At 61.9% G+C, this 14,678-nt stretch carries 18 protein-coding genes; 8 read left to right on the top strand and 10 right to left on the bottom strand.

What is annotated here, in order from left to right:
* Positions 1-80: 80 nt before the first annotated feature.
* Positions 81-965: a bile acid:sodium symporter family protein gene (locus tag WBK23_RS03660; protein ID WP_424482621.1), complete on the top strand. Its 885-nt coding sequence runs from the start codon at positions 81-83 to the stop codon at positions 963-965.
* A 58-nt stretch (positions 966-1,023) separates the two neighbouring features.
* Here the strand turns inward: WBK23_RS03660 and cysB are convergent, their stop codons facing one another.
* The 5 genes from cysB to WBK23_RS03635 form a co-directional block, all read right to left on the bottom strand.
* Positions 1,024-1,998: an HTH-type transcriptional regulator CysB gene (gene cysB / locus WBK23_RS03655; protein WP_424482620.1), complete on the bottom strand. Its 975-nt coding sequence runs from the start codon at positions 1,996-1,998 to the stop codon at positions 1,024-1,026.
* A gap of 113 nt (positions 1,999-2,111) precedes the next feature.
* Positions 2,112-2,612, bottom strand: a complete 501-nt coding sequence (locus tag WBK23_RS03650) for a universal stress protein (protein ID WP_424482619.1) — start codon at positions 2,610-2,612, stop codon at positions 2,112-2,114.
* 150 nt (positions 2,613-2,762) lie between these two features.
* Entirely contained in the window at positions 2,763-3,668 is a 906-nt protein-coding gene (locus tag WBK23_RS03645; protein ID WP_424482618.1) for a 5'-nucleotidase, read from the bottom strand.
* Positions 3,669-3,677: 9 nt separating this feature from the next.
* Positions 3,678-4,622 (bottom strand): putative 2-dehydropantoate 2-reductase, encoded by a 945-nt coding sequence (locus WBK23_RS03640; RefSeq protein WP_424482617.1) that lies wholly within the window; start codon positions 4,620-4,622, stop codon positions 3,678-3,680.
* The gene (locus WBK23_RS03635; RefSeq protein WP_424482616.1) at positions 4,622-4,957 is read right to left on the bottom strand and encodes a thioredoxin; all 336 of its coding nucleotides are present in this window, start codon (positions 4,955-4,957) and stop codon (positions 4,622-4,624) included. Before WBK23_RS03635 ends, WBK23_RS03640 begins: the two co-directional genes overlap by 1 nt.
* A gap of 48 nt (positions 4,958-5,005) precedes the next feature.
* On the opposite strand from WBK23_RS03635, the gene WBK23_RS03630 reads away from it, so the two are divergent.
* Together WBK23_RS03630 and WBK23_RS03625 are read left to right on the top strand one after the other, a co-directional pair.
* On the top strand, positions 5,006-5,428 hold the full coding sequence (locus WBK23_RS03630) for a PilZ domain-containing protein (protein WP_424482615.1): 423 nt from the start codon (positions 5,006-5,008) through the stop codon (positions 5,426-5,428).
* 201 nt (positions 5,429-5,629) lie between these two features.
* Entirely contained in the window at positions 5,630-6,706 is a 1,077-nt protein-coding gene (locus WBK23_RS03625) for a 3-deoxy-7-phosphoheptulonate synthase (protein ID WP_424482614.1), read from the top strand.
* 68 nt (positions 6,707-6,774) lie between these two features.
* On the opposite strand, the gene WBK23_RS03620 is transcribed toward WBK23_RS03625, so the two are convergent.
* From WBK23_RS03620 to WBK23_RS03610, 3 genes are all read right to left on the bottom strand, one after another.
* Positions 6,775-7,971, bottom strand: a complete 1,197-nt coding sequence (locus WBK23_RS03620) for a benzoate/H(+) symporter BenE family transporter (RefSeq protein WP_424482613.1) — start codon at positions 7,969-7,971, stop codon at positions 6,775-6,777.
* Positions 7,971-8,582: a LysE family translocator gene (locus tag WBK23_RS03615; RefSeq protein WP_424482612.1), complete on the bottom strand. Its 612-nt coding sequence runs from the start codon at positions 8,580-8,582 to the stop codon at positions 7,971-7,973. The genes WBK23_RS03620 and WBK23_RS03615 overlap by 1 nt, the downstream gene beginning before the upstream one ends.
* Before the next feature lie 152 nt (positions 8,583-8,734).
* The gene (locus WBK23_RS03610; RefSeq protein ID WP_424482611.1) at positions 8,735-9,190 is read right to left on the bottom strand and encodes a MarR family winged helix-turn-helix transcriptional regulator; all 456 of its coding nucleotides are present in this window, start codon (positions 9,188-9,190) and stop codon (positions 8,735-8,737) included.
* A 111-nt stretch (positions 9,191-9,301) separates the two neighbouring features.
* On the opposite strand from WBK23_RS03610, the gene WBK23_RS03605 reads away from it, so the two are divergent.
* Positions 9,302-10,459 (top strand): PLP-dependent aminotransferase family protein, encoded by a 1,158-nt coding sequence (locus WBK23_RS03605; protein WP_424482610.1) that lies wholly within the window; start codon positions 9,302-9,304, stop codon positions 10,457-10,459.
* Positions 10,460-10,495: 36 nt separating this feature from the next.
* Positions 10,496-11,098: a glutathione S-transferase family protein gene (locus WBK23_RS03600; protein WP_424482609.1), complete on the top strand. Its 603-nt coding sequence runs from the start codon at positions 10,496-10,498 to the stop codon at positions 11,096-11,098.
* A 12-nt stretch (positions 11,099-11,110) separates the two neighbouring features.
* On the opposite strand, the gene WBK23_RS03595 is transcribed toward WBK23_RS03600, so the two are convergent.
* Together WBK23_RS03595 and WBK23_RS03590 are read right to left on the bottom strand one after the other, a co-directional pair.
* On the bottom strand, positions 11,111-11,734 hold the full coding sequence (locus WBK23_RS03595) for a DUF4157 domain-containing protein (RefSeq protein WP_424482608.1): 624 nt from the start codon (positions 11,732-11,734) through the stop codon (positions 11,111-11,113).
* Between the two features lie 107 nt (positions 11,735-11,841).
* Positions 11,842-12,243: a hypothetical protein gene (locus tag WBK23_RS03590; RefSeq protein WP_424482607.1), complete on the bottom strand. Its 402-nt coding sequence runs from the start codon at positions 12,241-12,243 to the stop codon at positions 11,842-11,844.
* A gap of 164 nt (positions 12,244-12,407) precedes the next feature.
* Between WBK23_RS03590 and WBK23_RS03585 the strand changes: the two genes are divergently transcribed.
* The 3 genes from WBK23_RS03585 (at position 12,408) to WBK23_RS03575 (ending at position 14,668) form a co-directional block, all read left to right on the top strand.
* Complete coding sequence (locus WBK23_RS03585; protein ID WP_424482606.1) at positions 12,408-12,827, top strand: hypothetical protein; 420 nt, start codon at positions 12,408-12,410, stop codon at positions 12,825-12,827.
* 121 nt (positions 12,828-12,948) lie between these two features.
* Entirely contained in the window at positions 12,949-13,269 is a 321-nt protein-coding gene (locus WBK23_RS03580) for a hypothetical protein (protein WP_424482605.1), read from the top strand.
* The gene (locus tag WBK23_RS03575) at positions 13,256-14,668 is read left to right on the top strand and encodes a TolC family protein (protein WP_424482604.1); all 1,413 of its coding nucleotides are present in this window, start codon (positions 13,256-13,258) and stop codon (positions 14,666-14,668) included. Before WBK23_RS03580 ends, WBK23_RS03575 begins: the two co-directional genes overlap by 14 nt.
* Positions 14,669-14,678: the final 10 nt, after the last annotated feature.

The raw sequence follows: 14,678 nt of genomic DNA, 5'->3' as shown, positions 1-14,678 counted from the left end.
GATTGGCCACTAAAGTCACTGCAGTGTTCTACGCCGCTGTTCAAGATCGCCCAGCGCTTTGATCAAGGAGTAAAAAAGCCGTGACTGCTGATCCGTTATTGACCCTGTTCCTGCCCATTGCCCTGGGCATCATCATGCTCGGCCTGGGCCTGTCGCTGACCCTGGCGGATTTTGCCCGGGTGGTGAAATTTCCCAAGCCGGTGCTGATTGGCCTGGGCTGCCAGCTGTTGCTGCTGCCGTTGGTGTGCTTCTTCCTGGCCAAAGCGTTTGGTCTGGCCCCGGCGCTGGCTGTGGGCCTGATGCTGCTGGCGGCCTCGCCGGGCGGCACCACGGCCAATCTCTACAGTCACCTGGCGCACGGCGATGTGGCGCTGAATATCACCCTGACCGCAGTCAATTCGGTTATCGCGGTGCTGACCATGCCGCTGATCGTCAACCTGTCGCTGGCCTACTTTATGGAAGGCGATCAGGCCCTGCCGCTGCAGTTCACCAAGGTGGTGCAGGTGTTTGTCATCGTCCTCGGCCCGGTGGCTATCGGCCTGTGGATCCGCAGCCGTTTCCCAGGCTTTGCCGCGCGCATGGAAAAGCCGGTGAAGATCATTTCCGCGCTGTTTCTGCTGGTTATCATCCTGTTGGCGGTGGTCAAGGATTGGCAGACCTTTGTCGATTACGCACCTTTGGTGGGCGGCGCGGCGCTGGCGTTCAACCTGATCAGCTTGGCCGTGGGGTACTGGGTGCCGCGTCTGTTCAAGCTGAGCCTGCGTCAGGCGGTGGCGATCGGCATGGAAATCGGCATCCACAACGGCACCCTGGCGATTGCCCTGGCGCTTAGCCCGATGTTGCTGAACAACCCGACCATGTCCATCCCGGCGGCGATCTACAGCATCATCATGTTCTTTACCGCTGCGGCGTTTGGCTGGTGGATCAATTTTGCCCATGGCCAAGAGCTAAAAGCCACTGAGTAGGTTTTTTAGGCCATAAAAAAGCCCGTCCTAGTGACGGGCTTTTTATTCGGCTGACGGTTTAGTGCAGCGGCAGTTCCACGCCTTCAAACAGCTCTTCCAACTCGATCTTGCTGTGGCACTGCACAGCCTTGGCCATCACGTCGCGGGTCAGGTGCGGGGCGAACTTCTCGATAAAGTCGCACATAAAGCCGCGCAGGAAGGTGCCGCGGCGGAAGCCGATCTTGGTCACACTGGCTTCGAACAGCTCGCCGGCATCCAGCACCACCAGATCCGGATCGAGCTTGGGGTCGACGGCCATCTTGGCCACGATGCCCACGCCCAGGCCCAGGCGCACATAGGTCTTGATCACGTCGGCGTCGGCGGCGGTAAACACTACTTTCGGCGTCAGGCCGCGATGGCTGAAGGCTTCGTCGAGTTTGGAGCGGCCGGTAAAGCCGAACACGTAGGTGACGATCGAGTATTCGGCTAGGGCTTCCAGGGTCAGTTTCGGCAGCTTGGTCAGCGGATGCCCTTGGGGCACCACTACGCAGCGGTTCCAGCGGTAGCAGGGCATCATGATCAGGTCGTTGAACAGCTCCAGACCTTCGGTGGCGATGGCGAAGTCTACGGTGCCGTCGGCGGCCATTTCGGCGATCTGCATCGGCGTGCCCTGGTGCATGTGCAGGGCCACGTCCGGGTATTGCTTGATAAACGCACTGATCACTGGCGGCAGGGCATAGCGCGCCTGGGTGTGGGTGGTGGCGATCGACAGGGTGCCTTTCTTCTCGTTGGAGAACTCCTGAGCGATCTGCTTGATGCTTTCGACCTTGCGCAGGATTTCCCCAGCGGTGTTGATAATCCGCTCGCCGGCCGGGGTGATGCGAGTTAGGTGCTTGCCGCTGCGGGCGAATACTTCAACCCCCAGTTCGTCTTCCAGCAAGCGGATCTGTTTGCTGATGCCCGGCTGCGAGGTGTAGAGGCTTTGCGCCGTGGCAGATACGTTGAGGTCGTGATGCGCGACTTCCCAGATGTAGCGCAGTTGCTGAAGCTTCATAAAAATCCCTCAAAGCCAAGAAGTGCCGTTCAGATTACCGGCGTTTTTATATAACCAGATTGACGATTAGAGCATTAAATCTAGACCAATTCTTTAAGTGTGCCGGGCGATCTTTAAAGTTCACCGCGGCTGCGGTGTTGCAGCATCGGCACCAGGTACACCGGTACTTCAGATAACTGCACCAGCCGCGACGCGGTACGCCCCAGCGGAATATCCATATCTGTGCCGTGGCTGTGACTACCTAGGACCAATAGATCGACCCCGAGTTGCTGTGCCTCATCGAGAATCACCAAGGGCGGGTCACCCTGTACCACGCGCACGGCCTTGATCAGGTCGAGGTCATGCACTGCTTCGCCGATCTCATCACGAAAGCCTTCCAGTACCCGTTGCTCAATGCTCGCCATCACTGTGCTCAGGCCGTTTTTGCGCAGTTCCTTGAGGCGTTCCTCATCCAGATAGGTTTGTAAGACCGACTCGGCAAACAGCCCCATGGGTTCCACGGCATGCACGACGTACAGACTGGCGTTGAAGGCGCGGGTCATGGCCAGAGCATGTTGCAGGATATAGGGGGCATAGAGGCCGAGGTCGGTGGCGTAGAGAATCGAGCGAATCATTCGGCCTCCTTGACTGCCAGACTGGCGGGCCTGCTCTGAGCTTAGCAGCGCCATCGATAAGTCAAAGAAAGCCGAGGTTTTGAGGACGAATGGTTATATACGAGGGGGTAGGGCTAAGCGGCGAGGACGGTTGAGCGCCCTCGCGCGGGGTTAGATCTGCGGTTCGTTGCTGATGCCGTGCGGTACATGACCGGTGGGCACGACTTTGCTGGCTTTTTCGCAGTGTCCGGTCTGGTCGTCGAAGAACACGTCGGCGCCGAAGGTTTCCAGAATCGCGGCTTTTTCCAGGCCGCCGAGGAAGAAGGATTCATCCAGGCGGATATTCCACTCGCGCAGCGTGCGGATCACCCGTTCATGGGCCGGTGCCGAGCGCGCGGTGACCAGGGCGGTGCGGATCGGGCACTGTTCTTCGGGAAACTCTTGCTGCAGGCGGTGCAGGGCGGCGAGGAAGGGCTTGAACGGGCCGCCGCCCAGCAGCTCGCGGGCCGACTCGCGTTCGTGGCTCTGGAAGGCTTCCAGGCCGGCCTGCTGATAGACCCGCTCGGACTCGTCGGAAAACAGCACGGCGTCGCCGTCGAAGGCTATGCGCAGCTCATTGCTTGCCGCCCGTCGTGCGCCGCCGGACAAGATGGTTGCCGCGCCAAAGCCGGCCCGCAGCGCGCTGCGCACATCCTCGGCGTGGGTGGAGAGAAACAAATGGCAACCGAATGCGGCCAGATAGGGGTCGGGGCTGCGCCCACCGACAAAGGCGGCGCGGGAGATGCCCAGGTTGTAATGCTGGATTGAGTTGAAGGCGCGCAAGCCGGTGTCGGCGCTGTTGCGCGAGACCAGAATCACCTCGACCCGCTGCTGCTTGAGGGTGGTGTTGATCTCCAGCAGCTTCTCCACCAAGGGGAAGGCATCGCCGGGGGCGAGAATTTCGTCCTCATGCTCGATCTGGTATTGGCGATAGGCCTCGACGCCCTGACTTTCATAGACCTGGTGGCTGTCGCGCAGGTCGAACAGCGCCCGCGAGGAAATCGCCAGTACCAGTTTGTCGCCTAATCCCTTGCTCATGGCTGTGTCCTATTGCGGGCGTTGTTCGAGGAAACGCAGGGTCTGGTAGAGCATCTCGGTGCGCGGCATGGCGCAGCCGGCCTTGGCTGCCGCAGCCAGCGGCGCGTTATAGATGGCGTGCAGCTCCAGCGGGCGATGCAGGGCGAAGTCGTGGTACATGCTCGGCAGGTAATCGGGCATGCGGTCGGTGGCGCTTAGCAGCTTGCCGGCAAAGCCAGGCGGCAATTGATGGCCGCAAGCGCTGGCGGCATCGATCACTTCCTGCATGATCGCCGCGATCAGCGCACGGCTGTCGGGGTTGCCCATCAGCGCGCTGGTGCCGCTGCCCAGCAGCACCGCCAGGCCGTTGTAGGGCACATTCCACACCAGCTTCTGCCAGCGCGCCTGGGCCAGGTTGGGCATGGCCGAGGAGTCCAGGCCGGCAGTGGTGAACAGGCTGGTGCCTTGTTCGAGGATCTGCTGGCGGCTCTCGGCATCGGCAGGACCTGAGTGATAGCCCAGGTTGACCCCGCCCAGTGCCTGATGCTCGATCACTCCCGGCGCGCTGCGGTGCGCGCAGATATAGCAGAGGCCGCCCAGCAGGTGCAGGGTGTCCGGGAGCAGCGGGCGCAGTTCTTCCTCAACCTCCAGGCCGTTCTGTAGCAGTACGACCTTGGCCCCCGGCGCGGCGGCCTGGCTGATCAGCGGAGCCAGTTCGGCGTTGCTGGTGGTTTTCGCCCCGACCAGCAACCAGTCGCACGGCGGCATATCGGCCGCCGACTGATAAGCCTGCACCTTGTCCAGTTGCAGTGCGCCGTGCACGGCACTGTTGAGGCGCAGGCCCTGGCTGGCGACTGTAGCGAATTCACTGCGCAGCAGAAAGTGCACATCAAAGCCGGCGCGGGCCAACATCAGGCCGTAAAAGCCGCCAATGGCACCGGAGCCGATAATGCCGATACGGGGTGCTGCATTCATCAGGGTAATTCCTCTGCGGGGCGCGACAGGGCAGTGTCCAGCGCCTTAATAAGTTCGGCAGCCTGCAGACGGCTCTGCAAAGCGCCATAAAATTGGCCATCGCGCACCACGAACAGCGCGGGCAGGTGGAATACCTCGTAACGCGTCACTAAACCGCCATTGTTGGCGGCATCGATCCAGGCCAAACGCTGCACTGGCAGGGGCAGATTAGGCAGCTCACGGCGCGCCCAACGGCAGCTGGCACAACCTATGCTGGTAAATATCAACAGTGAAGTGCCGGGCAGGTCCAGCAGATGGCGATCCGCATCAAAGTCGGTCAGTTCAAGCTCAGCCACTATACTGCCCTTGTGGTATCAAATTGATGGCATCAGAGGTAGTCGGAGATGCGTCATTTCTTGCGTCATCCCAGTGACATGCCGGTTGAGCTAGTTGTACGCAAACAGGCATTTGTACCCAAAGAGCGGCTCAACAATATCAGCCTCGGCGGTGTGGCTTGCAACTCCAGCCGCGCTTTTCGCCGGGGCACCGCGATCGAACTGCGAATCCCCGTGTTTGGTGAGCATGCGCGTTATCCAGGTTTAGTGGCCTGGTGCCGCAAGCAGGAAGGCAAGTACCTGGTAGGTATCGCTTTTGTCGATGAAGACACCCTGTTTCGTGCACGCATGGTCGAGCAGGTTTGCCAGATCGAGCATTACCGCCATCAGCGCGAGCAGGAGCTGGGTTGCAGCCTGTCGGTGGAAGCGGTGGCTCAGGAGTGGATCGCCCAGCACGCCGCCGAGTTCTCCCGGGCCAGCCTGAGTCAGTGATTGCTCCGCCAGCAGGCCGTTGTTAACGCAGTATTGCCCCGCACGTAGTTTTTCGACGACCTGCCAAGCCCATTGTCGAGCCAGGCCTTTACGCGCTAAGGTTCGGCTTCCCCGCTGTGCTCATATTGCTGTGCTCCGCCACACGGGGATCGCTGGCGGCCGGCACCCGTGACCTGATGACTCTGACTGATGAATAGCACGATGGCTGATTTACCGATTGATGACCTGAACGTTGCCTCCAACGACACCCTGATTACCCCGGCCCAGCTCAAGCGTGAAATTCCGCTGACCGACGCTGCGCTGCGCACCGTGGCCAGTGGCCGTGAGGTGATCCGCAATATTCTCGATGGCACTGATCATCGCCTGTTCGTGGTGGTCGGGCCGTGCTCGATCCACGATATCAAGGCCGCCCATGAGTATGCCGAGCGCCTCAAGGCGCTGGCCGCCGAGGTCTCCGACAGTCTGTATCTGGTTATGCGCGTGTATTTCGAGAAGCCGCGTACCACCGTCGGCTGGAAAGGCCTGATCAACGATCCGTTTATGGACGACTCGTTCAAGATTCAGGATGGCCTGCATATCGGTCGTCAGTTGCTGCGTGACCTGGCTGAAATGGGCCTGCCGACTGCCACCGAAGCCCTCGACCCGATCTCCCCGCAGTACCTGCAGGACCTGATCAGCTGGTCGGCCATCGGCGCGCGCACTACCGAATCGCAAACCCACCGCGAAATGGCTTCCGGTCTGTCCTCGTCCGTGGGCTTCAAGAACGGCACCGATGGCGGCCTGACCGTGGCGATCAATGCCCTGCAGTCGGTTTCCAGCCCGCACCGTTTCCTTGGTATCAACCAGGAAGGTGGCGTGTCGATCGTCACCACCAAGGGCAATGCCTACGGTCACGTGGTGCTGCGCGGTGGCAACGGCAAGCCGAACTACGATTCGGTGAGTGTTGCCGTTTGTGAGCAGGAACTGACCAAAGCCGGCATACGCCCGAACATCATGGTCGATTGCAGCCACGCCAACTCCAACAAGGACCCGGCTCTGCAACCGCTGGTGATGGACAACGTGGCCAACCAGATTCTGGAAGGCAACCAGTCGATCGTCGGCCTGATGGTGGAAAGCCATCTGGGCTGGGGCAACCAGTCGATTCCCAAGGATCTCAGCCAACTCAAATACGGCGTGTCCATCACCGATGCCTGCATCGATTGGGAAAGCACCGAGAAAACCCTGCGCGGTATGCATGCCAAGCTCAAAGACGTGCTGCCGAAGCGTCAGCGCGGCTGATTTCGCCAGCTGTAACGAAATAACGGGCTAATGCGCACTGCATTAGCCCGTTTTTTTATACCTATCAATTACCCGTCCTGCTTGCCCCAGTTAAGAATTGCCAGGGTCAAAAGCCCTGCAACAATCCCCCAGAACGCTGAGCCCACCGAGAACAGGGTCATGCCCGAGGCGGTTACCAGAAAGGTGATCAGCGCCGCTTCACGCTCTTTCGGCTCGCTCATGGCCTGGGTCAGGCCGCCGATGATCGAGGCGAATAGCGCCAGCGCCGCGATAGACAGGATCAATGCCTTGGGTAGAGCGGCAAATAGCGCCGCCAGGGTTGCGCCGAAGATGCCGGCGATGCCGTAGAACACCCCACACCAGATGGCGGCGGTGTAGCGTTTTTTCGGGTCTTCGTGGGCTTCCGGGCCGGCGCAGATCGCCGCGCTGATGGCGGCCATATGGATACCGTGGCTGCCGAACGGGGCCAGCAGCATCGAGGTCAGTCCGGTCGTAGTCAGCAACGGGCTGGCCGGCACGTCATAACCATTGGCGCGCAGCACGGCCATGCCCGGCAGGTTCTGCGAGGCCATGGCGACGATAAACAGCGGAATGCCGATGCTGATGGCCGCTGCCAGAGAAAAACTTGGCGTGGTCCATTGCGGTGTGGCCAGTTGCAGCTCGAAGTGCGCAAAATTGAGCAGGCCGAAGACTCCGGCCAGCACGCTGCCGACGATCAAGGAGGCCAGCACCGCATAGCGCGGCAGCAAGCGTTTGCCCAGCAGATAGGCGAGCAACATGGCCACCACCAGCACCGGCTGCTGTTCGGCGGCCCCACAGATTTCCAGACCGATCTTGAACAGCACGCCGGCCAGCAGGGCGGCGGCCAGGGAACCCGGAATACGGCGCATGATGCGGTCGAAGCTGCCGGTCAGACCGATCAGCACGATCAAGCCGGAAGCCAGGATATAGGCCCCAATCGCCTCGCTGTAGGGCACGCCGGGCAGGCTGGTGATCAGCAGCGCTGCGCCTGGGGTGGACCAGGCGATCATTATCGGCGCGCGGTAGCGCAGCGATAGGCCTATGCAGCAGATCGCCATGCCAATCGACAGCGCCCAGATCCACGAGGAAATCTGCCCGTTAGTCAGACCGGCGGCCTGGCCGGCCTGAAACATCAGTACCAGCGAGCTGGTGTATCCGGTAAGCATGGCGATAAAGCCGGCGACCACCGCCGAGGTTGAGGTGTCGGCCAGCGGTCGTAGGCGGGCTTGCGGCAGGTCGTGCATCAGAGCAGTCCGGTGTCGGCGAAGATGGGGTACAGCGAGGCTACCAGCAGCAGGGCCATGCCGATATTGAACACACGCAGGGCGCGGGCGTTACTCAGCCAGTTGCGCAGCAGGCTGCCGGCCACCGTCCACAAGCCGACGCTGGGGCAGTTGACCAGAGCGAACAGTGCCGCGATCAGCAACACATTGACCACGAAGTTTTCCTGCGGGGTATAGGTGGTGATGGCACCGATGGCCATGATCCAGGCTTTCGGGTTGACCCATTGGAAGGCCGCCGCCTGCAGGAAGCTGAACGGTTTGCCGGTGGCGTTGCTCTGACTGTCCGGTGCGCCGGAGTTGGCGATTTTCCAGGCCAGGTACAGCAGGTAGGCCGCGCCCAGGTAACGCAGCACGCTGTACAGCAGCGGCACCTGCTCGAACAGTTGGCCCAGGCCGAGGCCGACCGAGGCCACCAGCAGCATAAAGCCCAGACTGATGCCGAACATATGCGGCAGGCTGCGGCGCAGGCCGAAGTTCACCCCGCTGGCCAGCAGCATCATATTGTTCGGCCCCGGCGTCACCGAGGTGACAAAGGCGAAGGCGATAAAGGCGAGCAGCAGTTCGGTGGTCATGGCGCAGCCTCATAGCACTCATCGGGGGGAGCAGTGCTGATCAGCCTAGGGGCAGATGGGCGGGGCGTCGCGGTACAGCGATGCGGGCAATAAGCGGTACAGTTTCGGGAGGCCTGTATTCCAAGTCGGTACAGTTTTCGCCGCGCGCGTTGCTAACTGTCACCTGCACCGCTCTGGCGGCTATTGCCCAGGGTTTGGTTGACCTGCAGCCAGCCGCTGACGGCGGTTTCCCCGGCTTCACTAAAGGCCCGCTGCAGCAGCTTGGCCTGTTCACGGCGCAGCGCCTGTTCCAGTTTGGCCCCTTCGGCGGTAAAACCGAGCAGGCGTTTGCGCTTGTCGTCCTCGGCGGCGAGGCTCTGCACCAGACCCATTTCCAGCAACTGGCGTAGCGGGGTGTTCAGCGCCTGTTTGCTGACGCCCAGGTAGGCGAGCAGCTCTTTCATGCTCAAACCAGGGTACTTGGCGATAAAGAACAGGATGCGGTGATGCACCCGCGACAGCCCGCGGCGCGCCAGGATTTCATCGGCCTTGGCAGTAAAGGCCTGATAGCCAAAGAAGAAGGCTTCCATGGCGGCTTGCTGGGTGGTTGTGCTCTTGAGGTCAAGCATTAAGGTCAAGCCTATTGACGTATTCGGGCGGAACGTCGTAGTTTCCGATAAACAGAATTTCGGTCAAACAGTTTGACCTATTTTTATTTGCCTTTGCTACCGGTGATATCCATGGCCTTCTCCGAACGTGTTGCCCGCCTGAAAAGCTCCCTGATCCGTGAAATCCTCGCCGCAGCGCAGCGTCCGGAAGTGATGTCCTTCGCTGGTGGGCTGCCCGCCGAGCCGATGTTGCCGAAGGTCGAGTGGGCCGATATGCCCGCGAGCATGGGTCAGTACGGCATGAGTGAAGGCGAGCCGGCGCTGCGCGAAGCCATCGCCGCCGAAGCCCGTGTCCTCGGTGTGCCCTGCGATGCCAGCCAGGTGCTGATCGTCAGCGGCTCGCAGCAGACCCTGGATCTGGCCAGCAAGCTGTTTATCGATCCGGGCACCGAAGTGCTGCTCGAAGCGCCGACCTACCTGGCTGCGTTGCAAGCTTTCCAGCTGTTCGGTGCCGATTGCATCGCCGTGCCGCAGGAAGCCGATGGCCCGCAGATCGATGCGCTGCGCCAACGCCTGGAGAATCACAAACCGGCCTTCGCCTACCTGATCCCGACCTTCCAGAACCCCTCGGCGGTGCGCTACAGCGAAGCCAAGCGCGACGCCGTGGCAGCGCTGCTCGACGAGTTCGGCGTGACCCTGATCGAAGACGAACCCTACCGCGAGCTGGTGTTCGACGCCGGCAGCGCCACGCCGATCGTCAGCCGCCTGCAGAAGGCCAGCTGGATCTACACCGGCACCGTGTCGAAAACCCTGCTGCCGGGCCTGCGTGTCGGCTATCTGATTGCCACCCCGGATCTGTTTCCCTACCTGCTGCGCCTCAAGCAGTCGGCCGACCTGCACACCAACCGCATCGGCCAGTGGCAGGCGCTGCAGTGGCTGGGCAGCGAGAAATACCGTGGCCACCTGGCCGAGCTGCGCGATTTTTACCGGATTCGCCGCGACGCCATGCAGGCGGTGCTGGAGGAGCATTTCAGCGACCTGGCCGACTGGCAGATTCCCCAGGGTGGGCTGTTCTTCTGGCTGACCCTCAAGCAGCCGCTGGACACTCGCACGCTGCTGGCTCCGGCGCTGGCGCAGAACGTGGCGTTTATGCCGGGCGAACCGTTCTTTATCGACCCGGATCAGCATCCGGGGCATTTGCGGCTTAACTTCAGTCACGTCGCGCCGGAGCGCCTGAGTGAAGGGCTCAAGCGTCTGGCCGAGGTGATTCGTCAGGCGCAAGCGAGCTAGTTGAAGGGTTTCGGGGCGATTTGCGAGGAGGGCAATATGTACAAGGTCTATGGCGACTACCGTTCGGGCAACTGCTACAAGGTCAAGCTGATGCTGCACCTGCGCGGTATCGCCTATGAGTGGGTACCGATCGATATCCTCAAGGGCGAGACCCAGAGCGAGGCCTTCCTGGCCAAGAACCCCAACGGCAAGATCCCGGTGCTGGAGCTGGAAGACGGCACCTGCCTGTGGGAGTCCAACGCCATTCTCAATTTCCTCGCCGATGGCACGGAGTTTCTGCCCAGTGAGCCGCGCCTGCGCACTCAGGTGCTGCAGTGGCAGTTCTTCGAGCAGTACAGCCACGAGCCCTATGTCGCGGTGGCACGCTTTATCCAGCTGTACCAGGGCCTGCCCGAGGCGCGCCGCGCCGAGTACGAGGAGTGCCATGTACGCGGACACAAGGCGCTCCGGGTAATGGAGAAGCAGCTGCAGCGCACGCCGTATCTGGTTGGCGAGCACTATTCGATTGCCGATATCGCCCTGTATGCCTACACCCATGTGGCCGATGAGGGTGGCTTCGACCTGAGCGCCTACCCGGCGATCCGTGCCTGGCTGGAGCGGGTCGCCAGCCATCCGCAGCACGTAAGCATGCTGGGCTGAGCAGCGCTCTACTCAAGGGTAGCGAGAGGCTTCTGGCGCGGTCTTGCTGGCTCTTAGCGCCCTAGTTACCTGGGTTTGCATGGCGTAGGCGGGTGCCTCGACGGCGTTGTAGTTACGGCTGTAGCGGGCGGCAAACTCGCGGGCGCCCCACTGCAGGTATTGCTGCACATGCTTGAGCTCGTGGGCCCACAGCGCGACATTGTTGAGGGCATCATCGGCATTGCGAAAGACGATGATGTCGATCAGGGTGACCGCCTGTACATCGGGGTTTTGCAGCATGGTGTGGGCGGCGTTCAGCTCCACATCATCGCCCACCTTGTAGCGCGCCGAGTCGAGCACCTGAATGTCGTAGTAGGGCTCTAGCTGGGCGCGGATATTTAGCGGAATGGGCTGAGTATCGCCCGCTGCTGCAGTGTTGCGCGATTGCACCAGCCAGTTATGCAGCCCCGTTGCCGCCATATTGTTCATGTTTTCGTAGATAGCCCCCATCTCCCCGCTGGCACCTGGCGCACAAAAACAGGTGACCATGCAGACTTCTTGTTGCCCAGCCGGGCAGGCGAAAACCGCGGGCGAGGCGCAGGCGGATATCAGCAATACCGCTAAGCGCAAAGGTTGACGCAAAAGGACAGCGAACAAGGGGGGCTCCTAGAGGTAGTGGCGGGCGAGTGTTGGACTGCAGTGGCCTGCGTTTGTTGCCCCGTTTTCAGACTATCGCTGAGCTTGTTTGAGCGGCCTCAGGGCACTCAGGTGTCACGTAACAGGTCATTGGCGTTGAGCAGGCTGTAGGCAATTTCCGGACGCTTTTCCAGGCTGCGGCGGATGGCGGTGGGGATGGCCTGGCGAGTCTTGCGGCACAGCCCCGGCAGCTCATCGATCTCAATCGCGATGCCACGCATGCTGCGCACTTCGTTGAAACCGGGGGCGACGGCGACGCGCACGCCGAGCTGCTCATAAATACGCCGCTGCATCTTTTCCAGATCGGCCAGGCTCTCAAGGTTCTCCAGCCGCTCTAGCAGGCGTTTTTCCTCCGTGCGTGTCAGCAACAGAATGCGCACATCCCTGTTGGCGCTCTCCAGCAGCTGCTCGCGCCCACAGTCGCAGGCACCGGGTGGGCAGGGTTGGCGGAGCGTGGCGGTGAGTGTCATGGGTTCCGATCATAGCCATCCTGGGTCGGGTTTGCCCATGGTCTTGGCTGTCGTGGTTGCCATCGGCTTCAGGCCAGGCAACGCCAGGCGCTGGCCGAGCATGGACAAGCGCATAAATCGGTGGATAATCCGCCCGTCTTCACTTCGAAACCGCTGACCCACGCATGCGCATATTGCGAGTTGCCCTGATCTGGATGCTGATGCTCGCCCTCCCGGCGCAGAGCATGGCGGCGCTCGGCATGCAGTTATGCGCGGCGACCAAGCAGGGCGGGGCGGTTGTCCAGGCTGATCGGCAAATGGCGGCGCATCATCCCGGTGCGATGGTCATGGCCCAGCCGGCCGATATGCCTGCCCAGACCGCGCACCACGCCAGTTCCACCGACAACGCCAGCAACGCCGCACAAGGCAGCGATAACAGCCTGTGCAGCCTCTGCGCTTTTTGTGTCGGCGCGGTGGCCCTGAGCACAGTGGTTGCCAGCAATTCTCCGCTGCAAGCGGTCGAGCCGTCCCTGGCGCGACTGGATCAGTTTGTCGGCTTTATCGCCGAAACCCCCGAAAGACCCCCACGCCTGTTTCTCGCCTAAGCCAAACCGCGCGTTGATGCGCCTGTGGCCGTTGCTGCCCAGGCCCGCGTGACGCGTATTTAGCTATTAGTCGGTGTTCGCCTGTACTGCGCAGGCGCGCCGCTGCACGCGAGACTATTCGATGATGCGTTTTTCCTTTACCCGCCGGCAGGCGTTTGTCTGCCTGGCGTTGCTGGTGCTGTCTATTGGCAGTTGGGCCGAGTCGCCCGACCCGCTGGACGCCCAGGCCGCCACGCCGGCTCTGCACTATCAATCGCCGCTCAAGGCCTACCAGGGCTTTAGCGAGCAACCGCTGCATAACTGGCGCGAGGCCAACGACCTGGTCGGCCGGATCGGCGGTTGGCGCACTTATGCACAAGAGCCGTATGCGCAGGAGCCACGGGGGGCTCAGCCTGCCGATACACCGGCTAAACCAATGGAGCCGCACCATGACCATCACTAAGCAAGGTGGTATGACGAGCCGCGCCGGGCTTTGCGCAGTGGTTGTGCTACTCAGCGGCTGTGCCAGCTTTAGTCAGGATGGCGGTTTCAGCCAGGTCGAGCAGGCCGGCCAACAGCTGGACAAGCAGGTGACCTGGGTGAAAACCCCCGAGCAACGCAGCCAGGTGGCCGAGCGGGTTGCCGAGTTGCTGGCCCAGCCGCTGACGGCGGATGCCGCGGTGCAGGTCGCCTTGCTAAATAACCGCGGCCTGCAGGCGAGTTTCGACGAGCTGGGTATCAGCGAGGCCGAGCGTGTGCAGGCCGGGCGTATTGCCAATCCGGGCTTTTCCTTCGGTCGATTGGAGAAAGGCAGCGAAGTGGAATACGAGCGTGGCCTGCATCTCAATCTGGCGCGCTTGGTTGCCATGCCGCTGACTTCTGGCATGCAGGCCAAGCGCTTCGAGCAGGTGCAGCGGCAGACCAGCCTGGCGCTGTTCGAGCTGGCCAGCCAGACGCGCAAGGCCTGGTACCGCGCGGTGGCCGCGCAGGAAAGCCTGGCTTATATGCGCCAGGTGATGGGCTCGGCCGAGGCCGGTGCCGAACTGGCGCGGCGGCTGACCGCGGTGGGTAACTACAGCGTGCTGCAACGGGCCCAGGAGCAGAGCTTCTATGCCGATGCCGGGCTCAACCTGATCCGCGCCGAGCAGGCCCGGGTGCAGAGCCGCGAGCAGCTGACCCGCTTGCTCGGCCTGTGGGGCGCGCAGCTCGATTACCGCTTGCCCGAGCGTCTGCCTGAGTTGCCGGCCACGGCCGAGCCACTGCCGGATATCGAGCGCCTGGCCATGGGCCAACGTCTGGATATCCAGGCCGTGCGCCTGGACGCCGAACGGCTGGCCAGCAACCTGGGGCTAAGCAAGACCACGCGCTTTATCAACGTGCTGGAGCTGGGCGTGGTGAATAACCGCTCCAACGAGGAACCTACCCAGCGCGGCTACGAGATCAGCGTCGAGTTGCCGCTGTTTGACTGGAGCGGGGCCAAGGTGGCCAAGGCCGAGGCGCAGTACCGGCAGATGCTCAATCGCGCCGCCGCCACGGCGGTCAACGCCCGTTCGCAGGTACGCGAGGCCTACCTGGGTTACCAGGCTAGCCATGACCTTGCCCGGCATTACCGCGACGAGGTGCTGCCGCTGCGCGCGCGTATCGCTGAGGAAAACCTCCTGCAGTACAGCGGCATGTTTATCAGCACCTTCGAGCTGTTGGCCGATGCGCGCAAGCAGGTGCTGGCGGTGGATGGCTATCTGCAGGCGCAGCGCGATTTCTGGCTGGCCAAGGCCGATCTGGATATGGCCCTGCACGGCGCACCCAGCCTCTCTCCCATGACCACGGCCACGGCCGCCACCGACGAGCCCGCCGGGCACTGATCAAGGACAA

Source organism: Pseudomonas sp., from assembly GCF_049653025.1.
Lineage (GTDB): Bacteria > Pseudomonadota > Gammaproteobacteria > Pseudomonadales > Pseudomonadaceae > Aquipseudomonas.
The sequence above is the reverse complement of the archived record's forward strand: the minus strand, read 5'-3'. Positions and strand labels throughout refer to the sequence as shown.

Bases quoted from the DNA above. Each gene is read 5' to 3' on its own strand.
- cysB (WP_424482620.1), bottom strand. From the start codon at position 1,998: ATGAAGCTTCAGCAACTGCGCTACATCTGGGAAGTCGCGCATCACGAC.
- WBK23_RS03650 (WP_424482619.1), bottom strand. From the start codon at position 2,612: ATGATTCGCTCGATTCTCTACGCCACCGACCTCGGCCTCTATGCCCCC.
- WBK23_RS03645 (WP_424482618.1), bottom strand. From the start codon at position 3,668: ATGAGCAAGGGATTAGGCGACAAACTGGTACTGGCGATTTCCTCGCGG.
- WBK23_RS03640 (WP_424482617.1), bottom strand. From the start codon at position 4,622: ATGAATGCAGCACCCCGTATCGGCATTATCGGCTCCGGTGCCATTGGC.
- WBK23_RS03630 (WP_424482615.1), top strand. From the start codon at position 5,006: ATGCGTCATTTCTTGCGTCATCCCAGTGACATGCCGGTTGAGCTAGTT.
- WBK23_RS03625 (WP_424482614.1), top strand. From the start codon at position 5,630: ATGGCTGATTTACCGATTGATGACCTGAACGTTGCCTCCAACGACACC.
- WBK23_RS03620 (WP_424482613.1), bottom strand. From the start codon at position 7,971: ATGCACGACCTGCCGCAAGCCCGCCTACGACCGCTGGCCGACACCTCA.
- WBK23_RS03615 (WP_424482612.1), bottom strand. From the start codon at position 8,582: ATGACCACCGAACTGCTGCTCGCCTTTATCGCCTTCGCCTTTGTCACC.
- WBK23_RS03610 (WP_424482611.1), bottom strand. From the start codon at position 9,190: ATGCTTGACCTCAAGAGCACAACCACCCAGCAAGCCGCCATGGAAGCC.
- WBK23_RS03605 (WP_424482610.1), top strand. From the start codon at position 9,302: ATGGCCTTCTCCGAACGTGTTGCCCGCCTGAAAAGCTCCCTGATCCGT.
- WBK23_RS03600 (WP_424482609.1), top strand. From the start codon at position 10,496: ATGTACAAGGTCTATGGCGACTACCGTTCGGGCAACTGCTACAAGGTC.
- WBK23_RS03590 (WP_424482607.1), bottom strand. From the start codon at position 12,243: ATGACACTCACCGCCACGCTCCGCCAACCCTGCCCACCCGGTGCCTGC.
- WBK23_RS03585 (WP_424482606.1), top strand. From the start codon at position 12,408: ATGCGCATATTGCGAGTTGCCCTGATCTGGATGCTGATGCTCGCCCTC.
- WBK23_RS03580 (WP_424482605.1), top strand. From the start codon at position 12,949: ATGATGCGTTTTTCCTTTACCCGCCGGCAGGCGTTTGTCTGCCTGGCG.
- WBK23_RS03575 (WP_424482604.1), top strand. From the start codon at position 13,256: ATGACCATCACTAAGCAAGGTGGTATGACGAGCCGCGCCGGGCTTTGC.